Raw genomic sequence first — 9,698 nt, forward strand, 5'->3', positions numbered from 1 at the left:
GTTTTCGTACAGAGGATGCAAGAGTTAAGCTTTCAAAGATTTATCCAACCCATCAAAATTAATGGGACAGACCACTAGTACCGCAAGGCAGAAGTCAAAAGTCAAAAGTCAAAAGTCAAAAGTATTATGGAATGGGCTTTTTAGTGATTTTAAATGGTTGCTCTATTTACGCCGTGGCGTACTAGTAATGAAAAGTTCGTAGTAAACACTTTAGTGCTTAAAACATTCAAGACTAAAGTCCTTACTACGAACTTATTGACCTTACTAATTTAAACTTAACAGACTATTAGCAAGGATTTTGGAAAACGCAAAATTAATTAAAACTACAGCATCAGCCTTTAAAGGATGTTTTAAAAGTCCTCTGGTCGGTAGCAAAACGTTTTAGATACTCCTAAATCTCCTTTTAAAAGGGGGACTTTGATTCCGGTTCTGTCTTTTTAAGGAAGGTTAGGGGGGATCAACAAGTGCCTAAAATTACAACCAATCACTTTTAAAACATCCTCTTATACCTGATTATTCTCTCTTTATATCTAACTGTACTTGCAGTCCATCATTGTCACTCCCTGACTGAGCTGGTGTTAAGAAAACTGAATTGTCTGGCTGTGATAATGATTCGTTAAAGCGGATTGGGGCTGGAGCTTTATTGTCTCTTCTATTATTGTTGGAAATACTTGCTGGATTCGTTTGCTCAAAAAAACTTATAAAGTCATCTTGAGCTGTTTTCTGATCAATTCCAACTAGAGAAGCACCAGTCAATCTGTATTGTCCGGGATTTGAGTTTGATACTGGTGACTGAGCGCAGACTTGACTTCCTAAGCTTGCAAAGGCTGCCGTAATCCCTAAGAAAGCAATAATTTTGGCGTTCATTTGTTTTATCAAAATTATTTTTAGTATTGCTTGTCTCTTATTCTCTAGGAAAAATACTTTAATTAACTCTATCGTTAGGTTTAACTATAATAATTTTATGGCGTATATACTTAGCGTATCAATGATTTTTGCTGTTTTAGGCATTACCAAGCTATAACGAATGGCATCTCTTTGGAAGTTGGATTATCTGATTCAGTTTTTTGCGATCGCAGTTAAGTTCGTTAAGATATGCCAACATTAAAATTAAGGGTATTTAACAGTGGCAGTAGAGCGATGCCTACGGCGGGCTACGCCAACGCACTCAGTCAGCACAGAAAGCGCCAAGATTGCGTAAGCGTAGCCCATCGTAGACATTGCTAATAAACAGGCGCTTTCTTACTGCCAGCGATACCAATCTATATATTCAGTATGCCGTTAAGTATCCAGGGTGTATAGTAAATTCAGCGTAATGAAGCAAAATCGCAACCGAATTAGTTTATTTTGCTATGCCAAACGAGCTTTTACAGATTTTAGTAGCTGCATTTATCGGTGTGGTTTCTGGGTATCTGATTAATCAATTACCCCCACTCAGAACCTTTCGAGGTAGCTGGTTCTTGGTTATTGCTGTAGTAATTGAACTTGCTCTCTTGTCAGGAATTTGGACATGGTTGTCTGGAGAAGTTGCGAAAACATCAAATGTCAGAGGATTGGTTGAAAAGATTGGCATTGCGTTAGTGGGAGCCTTTATAGTTAATATTTTTCAACTCATCTTCGGTAACGCTTGGGGTAGACAGTCTGCACAACCAACTCCCCCTCAGCCAGGGACAAATCCGGGAACTGTTGTCAAAGGGACACGGATGAAAGGAAGCGGAAATAAAGCAAGAGTTACTAAAGGAGACGTTTGGGTAGAAAATACTGATATAGACGGTGAGAACCAAGAGTTTTCTGTGACAGATGATGCCAATCCTCCATCTTCTCCCCAACAAAATAATCCTCCGAATCCATGATTATTGCCAATCGCACAGAGGAACTTCGACTTTTCAACCAGATGGTGCAGGGAAGCTTTGCCAAACGGGTGCTACTGATTGAAGCTAAATCTGGTTTAGGTAAGACTCAGTTACTGGCACTGTTTATGCATAGTCTGCCTAGAAATATATTATCTGTGCCAGTGGATCTCAAAACAGCACAGCGAGGAATTCCCTATATCTTTTCTTGTGTACGCAAGCGTTTAAAAAACAAGCATTTTCCTTATTTAAACGCTGCTGTTGGGCGATATCTCAAATCGGGGATAGAAGTCTCTGACACTACGATGACTGGTAACGATAATCAATTGAGCGTAGTTTTGTCTAATGTAGATGAATCTACACGCAATTTTCGCTTGATTGAACTACGAGAAGCATTTTTTCAGGACTTGCGGAAAATTCCTGAAACATTAGTTTTTTTGTTTGATTCTTACGAAAAAGCCGCTACTGAACTGGCAAACTGGTTAGGGGGCGAATTTTTAACTGAGGTTGTTGATACAGATAACTTAATTGTAGTAATTGCCGGACAGCACATTCCTCAACCGACAATTGAATGGATGGATTTACATCACTATTTTCGTTTAGAAGCCATCTCGGAACCAAAGGCATGGTATGACTACACCCAAAAAGCTGGATTGCACCTTACTCCAGATCAGGTAAAAACGACGATGCGGATATTTGAGGGACAACCTGCTTCAATTGTGCAATGGTTAGAAACGCTAGCGAAGGAAGGGCAATGAATAATCGATTATTGCAAAAACTAGCAAAGGCACAAACAGACGAGGAACGCTCTTGGATTGTGACAGAGAGTTTACTCTCAACGCTTTCGCCTGAGTTAGCGTCAGCAGCTTATGCGGCAGCAGTGCCGCACTGGTTTAATGCAGAGATTTTGGCAGCACTGCGCCCGGAACTGCAAGCACAGTCATCTCAACTTTATACAGAATTGCAAGCTTTACCTTTTGTGGAAGAGTTTCCTGGAAGAGGGCACAATGTTCATGATTTAACGCGAAATCTGATGTTAAAACATCTGCGGCAAGAACGTCGGGATGAGTTTATCACGTTGTCGCAACGGGCAGTTGAGTATTTTGGCAGCACCAATGAACAGCCAGAAACTCAAATTGAATGGCTGTATCACTTGATTGTAGTTGACCGGGAGTGGGAAGGCAGTGAGCTTTGGGATTTAGCCCAAAAGTGGAACAATAATTTTCGTGTTGCCGAACTAGAATCGCTGATTACAACATTATTAGAACAGATTGCAGCAGAGCAAGTGGCAACACCTGCGAAAGCAGAAGTTTATTATTGGGCAGGGAAAGCGAAGTTTCGAGTTTATAAAGCAACAGAAGCCTTAGAGCGCTACGAAGCAGCATTGGCATTCTACCGCGACATTGGTGATCGCTTGGGTGAAGCTAATACCTTAAGAGCTATCGGCAATGTCTTGCAGTTCCTAGACCGACGCAGCGAAGCCTTAGAGCGCTACGAAGCAGCATTGGCATTCTACCGCGAGATTGGCGATCGCTTGGGTGAAGCTAATACATTAAGAGCTATCGGCGATGTCTTGCAGTTCCTCAAACGCAGCAGCGAAGCCTTAGAGCGCTACGAAGCAGCATTGGCATTCTACCGCGACATTGGTGATCGCTTGGGTGAAGCTAATACATTAAAAGCTATCGGCGATGTCTTGCAGTTCCTAGACCGACGCAGCGAAGCCTTAGAGCGCTACGAAGCAGCATTGGCATTCTACCGCGACATTGGCGATCGCTTGGGTGAAGCTAATACATTACAGGCAATCGGCGATGTCTTGCAGTTCCTAGACCGATGCAGCGAAGCCTTAGAGCGCTACGAAGCAGCATTGGCATTCTACCGCGACATTGGCGATCGCTTGGGTGAAGCTAATACATTACAAGCTATCGGCGATGTCTTGCAGTTCCTAGACCGACGCAGCGAAGCCTTAGAGCGCTACGAAGCAGCATTGGCATTCTACCGCGACATTGGCGATCGCTTGGGTGAAGCTAATACCTTAAGAGCTATCGGCAATGTCTTGCAGTTCCTCAAACGCAGCAGCGAAGCCTTAGAGCGCTACGAAGCAGCATTAGCATTCTACCGCGACATTGGCGCTCGCTTGGGTGAAGCTAATACCTTAAGAGCTATCGGCAATGTCTTGCAGTTCCTAGACCGACGCAGCGAAGCCTTAGAGCGCTACGAAGCAGCATTAGCATTCTACCGCGACATTGGCGCTCGCTTGGGTGAAGCTAATACATTAAAAGCTATCGGCGATGTCTTGCAGTTCCTAGACCGACGCAGCGAAGCCTTAGAGCGCTACGAAGCATCATTGGCATTCTACCGCGAGATTGGCGATCGCTTGGGTGAAGCTAATACATTACAGGCAATCGGCATCTTACAAGAAAATTTAACTTTGGGTTTAGAGTATTGTCAAGCAGCCTTAGAACTGTATACCCAAATTGGTGACAAGTATAGCCAAAGTCGTAATTTAATTTACTTCACATCTAAAATTCTCTTAAAACTGGGACGGCAAAAAGAGGCTGTAGATGCGCTCAATCGCGCTATTGACCTTGCTAGAGAGATTTTCTATCAAATATTTGTAGAAGATGCGACAGCCAAACTCAGAGAAATTCAACAAAAAAAATCATGGTTTTCATTAATAAAATCATGGTTTTCATTAATAAAATCATGAGTTTCATTAACAAAATCACGATTTTCATCAACAAAATCACGATTTTCATCAACAAAATCATAATTTTTGCGTTAAATACTGAATTTTTAGTTATATTAAATACTAGTTTTCAAGGATATTACTGAACTAGATACAGCTTTAGTGAGGCAAACTAGCTTTAAAGCAGATAAAAAGGATACATTTATGTCGCGTCAAAAACGTACATACCGCGTTCTAGAAAAAGCTGAATTCAGAACCGCGGGACTTAAAGCCATCGATCCGACTATGGATTTTGGCGATGGGCGCAACTTGGAAAGTATGACACAACTAATTGAGCAATATCGTACCAAGATAGATACTTATAATACTGCTCTAGCTGTGATTGACTCTTCTAAAACTGAGATGGACGAATTGGACAGAACTTTAAGCGATCTAACTGAGAAAATGCTCATTGGAGTTGCTTTTAAATACGGCAAAGATAGCCGTGAATATGAAATGGCGGGTGCTGTTCGCAAAAGTGATCGCATTCGTAAAAGCATAGCAACACGCTTGAAAGCGACTCCAGAGGAACCAACTACTAAGAGTGCTAAAACTGTATAAAAAGTGCCCTCAGATTCAAATCTGGGGCTAGTGAAATCAGTTTAAAAGTCTATTCAGCCGCCACCCATACTTATGATTTTTATCGCTAATCATCTTGACAAATCCTGTTTGAGAGGGAACGAAACAGCCCTGCTTTGCAAGGGGGGACTAAGGGGGGTAATTTGACTTATGTCTACACCTTAGCCTTTGCAAGGGGGGTAATTTAATTGCAGTAGCACTAGTTATTCTAGGACGAATTACTATCCCACCTCAAATCAAACCAAATAAGTAATTTTGATTGGTGATGTGTGCGATCGCCTATTTTAAAAAGTGCATTGTTTGACTTTGGTAAGCGATCGCTCCTCAGTCAAAGCCAAAATGCCATCGCAGAGAGTGCGATCGCACTCCACTTACAAACCTCAGCTAAAATCTCATTTTACCAGCAATGCATAGATCCAAAGCGGAAAATCGGAAATTGAGCAACATCTGGTAAATTATAGATGCTCAAGGTAATGTAATAATAATAGGCTTATGTCAGCAAAGATAACAGAAATTATTGGTTCCGATGGAGAAAAAATTTATATTCAATACGATGACGCTGATAGTGATGAATTGCAAGCCGTTGGATATATTGACGACATCCGAGAAAGGTCAGAAAGGCTACAAAAAATGATGATTAGTACGGTACGCAATTATTCTGGACTGATACTCAATAGCGTTAAGCAAGGGATAACTGATAAAGCACCAAGTAAAGTGACGATGGAATTTGGCTTGCAAGCTGGAGGAGAAACAGGAGTTCCTTTTGTTACTAAGGGAAGCGCACAAGCTAATGTGAAGGTAACAATTGAGTGGAATTTGAGTCAGGAAGAATCAACACAAAAACCCGACAGGCTAAACCCTGCGACTACATGAGTTTAATTTGCTTGCGCGGACTAAAAGCTTCGCTTAGAATCACAGTTTTAAGCCGTTTTGAGTATATCTCACGAACATGAGCAATTACACCCTGGATGAACTGAGAGAATCAATGGTCAAAATCCTCGATTCTAATGGGGGTACTGTCGGTTCTGGGTTTATTATTCGCGCTGATGGTCATCTTGTCACCTGTCATCATGTTATCTATTTGTTGGATGCGCTCAGGGTAGAATATCAAGGACAAGTTTATGCGGCGGAATGGTACGAAGAATTCTCAAATTTAGAAGTAGATATTGCGATTTTAAAAATAAATGTTGAGTCTGCAAAGGCGGCTCCAATTATTAATGCTCGACAGCTATCAACATCGGTAAAAGTCTATGGTTTTCCGCCAGCAAAAAAGGCTAATTTCCCGGAAGGTTTTGATGTTTTTGCCCAAAATATTCGTGCTAGTGCGCCTCTGAATGTAGTTTCAACTTATAAAACTCAGAATCAAAATGGAATAAAGTTTAATAATCCTTGGAATAAGCTCCCACAGGAAAATTCTGCGTTTTTGTCCCACCAACTTGATGCGAAGGTTGAATCAGGAAGTAGTGGCGGTGCGGTTTTGGCTGAAGAGTTGGGCGGTGTAGTGGGAGTGATTCAATGCAGTAAAAGCGATGCAAGTTATGTAATTCGCTGGGATAATCTTCTTGATAGCTTAGACAAGCTAGGATTAGAACCAGAGAAAAATGCTGTTTGCAATTTTTTGGCAGATATTGAAGAATATTTTAAATATATTAAACTGTTCCATACTAAAGAAAAAATTATCCTGAAAGAGCAATATATCCCGATTCAAGTCACTCTAGAAAGAAAATATAAACATGAAATAGAAACAAGCTGGGCATATACAGAAGGTGAAGCCGGATTTAAGCGTCTCTATGCGATGAAAGGTTTTGATGAGGAATTGCAAAAAAGAAAAGAAGAGGAAACAAAGCGAGTTGTTGTTGACTGGGAAGAGGCAAAAAAAGAAAACCAAAAAATTATGGTTTTGGCTGACCCAGGTATGGGAAAATCTACTTTATTAAGGATGGAAGCTGGCTTAATTGCTCGTGAGGAAAGGGAGAAATTAACACCCCACCCCCAGCCCCTCCCCACAAGCGAGGAGGGGGGAAGAGGGATTGATGATGTAATATTTCCGTTGTTTTTGCGGTTATCTGATTTGGCTGAAGCTAAAGAAGAAATTATTGATGCTATTCCTCGAATTATTGAGAGAGATTATCCAAAAGTAGCAAAATCTATCAAATATTTATTAGAAGATAAATTAAAGAATAATAAATGTCTTTTACTTTTAGACGCTTTGGATGAAGTTCCACAAGAATATCGCCCTCGTTTAAAACAAAGGCTCAACCGATTTCTGAAAAATTATGACTGTTCAATTATTTGCACTTCTAGAATTGTCGGTTACGGTGGTGCTTTTGTAGATAGTGCTAAGGAAGTTGAAATTGTTCCTTTTAGTCAAAAGCAAACAGAAGCATATATTCAAATTTGGTTTAAAAATGCGGCTGGTTATATTGAGGATGATTCTGTTTCCGCAGAAGGGCTGATTGTTGAAATACAAAATAAACCACAAATTGCTGGTTTAGCGCAAAATCCCCTACTTTTATCTTTGCTGTGTAGTTTGTATCAAACCAAAGGGCTAAGGCTTCCTGCACGTCGTGCCCAGGTTTATGAAAAAGCTGTAGATTATATGTTGAGTCAATGGAGAAATGATAATAGTCGATTATTCCCCGAAAATGTAATTGCTAAAAAGAAGTTATTAGCTGATCTGGCATATAAGTTTAGCAGTGAGGGCAAAGAAGTTTTTTATCGTGATGAATTGCATAAAATAATTGAAAAATTTTTAAACAAGCAAGAAATCCGCGATTTCCGAAATCAAACTACTGAGGAATTAATTAAAGAACTTTCGGAAGCAGATGGAATTATTCAAAAGCTTTCACGAGAAGGAGAGCAATATTTATTTTTACATCGCACCTTTCAGGAATATTTTACAGCATTTTATCTCAATCAAGGCATCGAAAATAATCAGAGTGATGGTATTGCTTTAGCAAAAAAACTATTTTGGGAATATGATTCTCATGAAACTTTGACTTTATTGGCAAGTTTAATGAAAAATCCTATGCTGTTGATAGAAGTGTTGTTTAAACAAAAGGATGATATTTTTCAGACGCTGTTATTATTGGCGGGGAGATGTATTGTTGAAGTTCAGCAAAATGGAGAAGCTCCTGGTGGAATCAGCCAAAATTCCAAATTAATTGCTAAGATAATCAATAAGATTTACAAGTTTTGGCGACGTTACCCCACAGCTATTTTTATTGAATCGGTTGTGGTGGCATTGGCAAAAATCAATTTGCAGATGTCTCAGAAATTAATCGCCGCCCTCAAGCACTCTGAATCTGACGTGAGAGGCAATGCGGCATCGGCTTTGGGTAAAATTGGCAATGCAGAAGCTGTGCCGGGATTAATCGCCACCCTCAAGGACTCTAATTCTGACGTGAGAAGCAACGCGGCATTGGCTTTGGATAAAATTGGCAATGCAGAAGCTGTGCCGGAATTAATCACTGCCCTCAATGACTCTGATTCTTTTGTGAGACGCAACGCGGCATTGGCTTTGGGTAAAATTGGCAATGCAGAAGCTGTGCGGGGATTAATCGCTGCCCTTAATGACTCTGATTCTTTTGTGAGACGCAACGCGGCATCGGCTTTGGGTAAAATTGGCAATGCAGAAGCTGTGCCGGGATTAATCGCCGCCCTCAATGACTCTGATTCTTTTGTGAGACGCAACGCGGTATCGGCTTTGGGTAATATTGGCAATGCAGAAGCTGTGCGGGGATTAATCGCCGCCCTCAATGACTCTGATTCTTTTGTGAGACGCAACGCGGCATCGGCTTTGGATAATATTGGCAATGCAGAAGCTGTGCCGGGATTAATCGCCGCCCTCAATGACTCTGATTCTTTTGTGAGACGCAACGCGGCATCAGCTTTGGGTAATATTGGTAATGCAGAAGCTGTGCCGGGATTAATCATCGCCGCCCTCAAGGACTCTGATTCTTTTGTGAAACGCAACGCGGCATCGGCTTTGGGTAATATTGGCAATGCAGAAGCTGTGCAGGGATTAATCGCCGTCATCAAGGACTCTAATTATGAGGTGCTATGGAACGCGACATCGGCTTTGGGTAATATTGGCAATGCAGAAGCTGTACCGAGATTAATTGCCGCCCTCACGAACTCTAATTCTGACGTGAGATACTACGCGGCATCGGCTTTAGGTAAAATTGGCAATGCAGAAGCTGTTCGGGGATTAATCGCCGCCCTCAAGCACTCTAATTCTGGCGTGAGACGCAACGCGGCAGAGGCTTTGGGTGAAATTAGCAATGCAGAAGCTGTGCCGGGATTAATCGCCGCCCTCAAGCACTCTAATTATGACGTGCAATGGAACGCGGCATCGGCTTTGGGTAAAATTGGCAATGCAGAAGCTGTGCCGGGATTAATTGCCGCCCTCAAGAGATCTAATTCTGACGTGAGATACTACGCGGCATCGGCTTTAGGTAAAATTGGCAATGCAGAAGCTGTGCGGGGATTAATCGCCGCCCTTAATGACTCTGATTATTACGTGAGACGCAACGCGGCAGAGG

The 9,698-nt window shown here is 41.5% G+C and carries 8 protein-coding genes; 7 read left to right on the forward strand and 1 reads right to left on the reverse strand.

Features of this window, described 5'->3' with window-relative positions:
* Positions 1–513: 513 nt before the first annotated feature.
* On the reverse strand, positions 514–867 hold the full coding sequence (locus V7K56_RS15375; protein WP_334911749.1) for a hypothetical protein: 354 nt from the start codon (positions 865–867) through the stop codon (positions 514–516).
* A 485-nt stretch (positions 868–1,352) separates the two neighbouring features.
* Here V7K56_RS15375 and V7K56_RS15380 point away from each other — a divergent pair, with 485 nt between their 5' ends.
* The 7 genes from V7K56_RS15380 to V7K56_RS15410 form a co-directional block, all read left to right on the forward strand.
* Positions 1,353–1,853, forward strand: a complete 501-nt coding sequence (locus V7K56_RS15380; RefSeq protein WP_334911750.1) for a hypothetical protein — start codon at positions 1,353–1,355, stop codon at positions 1,851–1,853.
* Positions 1,850–2,608, forward strand: coding sequence for a hypothetical protein (locus tag V7K56_RS15385; RefSeq protein WP_334911751.1), 759 nt, complete (start codon positions 1,850–1,852; stop codon positions 2,606–2,608). Before V7K56_RS15380 ends, V7K56_RS15385 begins: the two co-directional genes overlap by 4 nt.
* A complete protein-coding gene (locus V7K56_RS15390) occupies positions 2,605–4,557 on the forward strand; it encodes a tetratricopeptide repeat protein (protein ID WP_334911752.1) in 1,953 nt (650 codons plus the stop codon). The genes V7K56_RS15385 and V7K56_RS15390 overlap by 4 nt, the downstream gene beginning before the upstream one ends.
* 183 nt (positions 4,558–4,740) lie before the next feature.
* On the forward strand, positions 4,741–5,136 hold the full coding sequence (locus tag V7K56_RS15395) for a hypothetical protein (RefSeq protein ID WP_334911753.1): 396 nt from the start codon (positions 4,741–4,743) through the stop codon (positions 5,134–5,136).
* A 287-nt stretch (positions 5,137–5,423) separates the two neighbouring features.
* Positions 5,424–5,594, forward strand: coding sequence for a hypothetical protein (locus V7K56_RS15400; protein WP_334911754.1), 171 nt, complete (start codon positions 5,424–5,426; stop codon positions 5,592–5,594).
* Positions 5,595–5,646: 52 nt separating this feature from the next.
* Positions 5,647–6,027, forward strand: coding sequence for a CU044_2847 family protein (locus tag V7K56_RS15405; RefSeq protein WP_334911755.1), 381 nt, complete (start codon positions 5,647–5,649; stop codon positions 6,025–6,027).
* Positions 6,028–6,103: 76 nt separating this feature from the next.
* On the forward strand, positions 6,104–9,698 hold a 3,595-nt coding region (locus V7K56_RS15410; RefSeq protein WP_334911756.1), incomplete at its 3' end, for a HEAT repeat domain-containing protein.

The sequence above is a fragment of the Nostoc sp. genome, from assembly GCF_036917535.1.
Taxonomy (GTDB): Bacteria; Cyanobacteriota; Cyanobacteriia; order Cyanobacteriales; family Nostocaceae; genus Nostoc.

Coding starts and splice junctions, on each gene's coding strand:
- V7K56_RS15375 (WP_334911749.1), bottom strand. CDS start 867: ATGAACGCCAAAATTATTGCTTTCTTAGGGATTACGGCAGCCTTTGCA.
- V7K56_RS15380 (WP_334911750.1), top strand. CDS start 1,353: ATGCCAAACGAGCTTTTACAGATTTTAGTAGCTGCATTTATCGGTGTG.
- V7K56_RS15385 (WP_334911751.1), top strand. CDS start 1,850: ATGATTATTGCCAATCGCACAGAGGAACTTCGACTTTTCAACCAGATG.
- V7K56_RS15390 (WP_334911752.1), top strand. CDS start 2,605: ATGAATAATCGATTATTGCAAAAACTAGCAAAGGCACAAACAGACGAG.
- V7K56_RS15395 (WP_334911753.1), top strand. CDS start 4,741: ATGTCGCGTCAAAAACGTACATACCGCGTTCTAGAAAAAGCTGAATTC.
- V7K56_RS15405 (WP_334911755.1), top strand. CDS start 5,647: ATGTCAGCAAAGATAACAGAAATTATTGGTTCCGATGGAGAAAAAATT.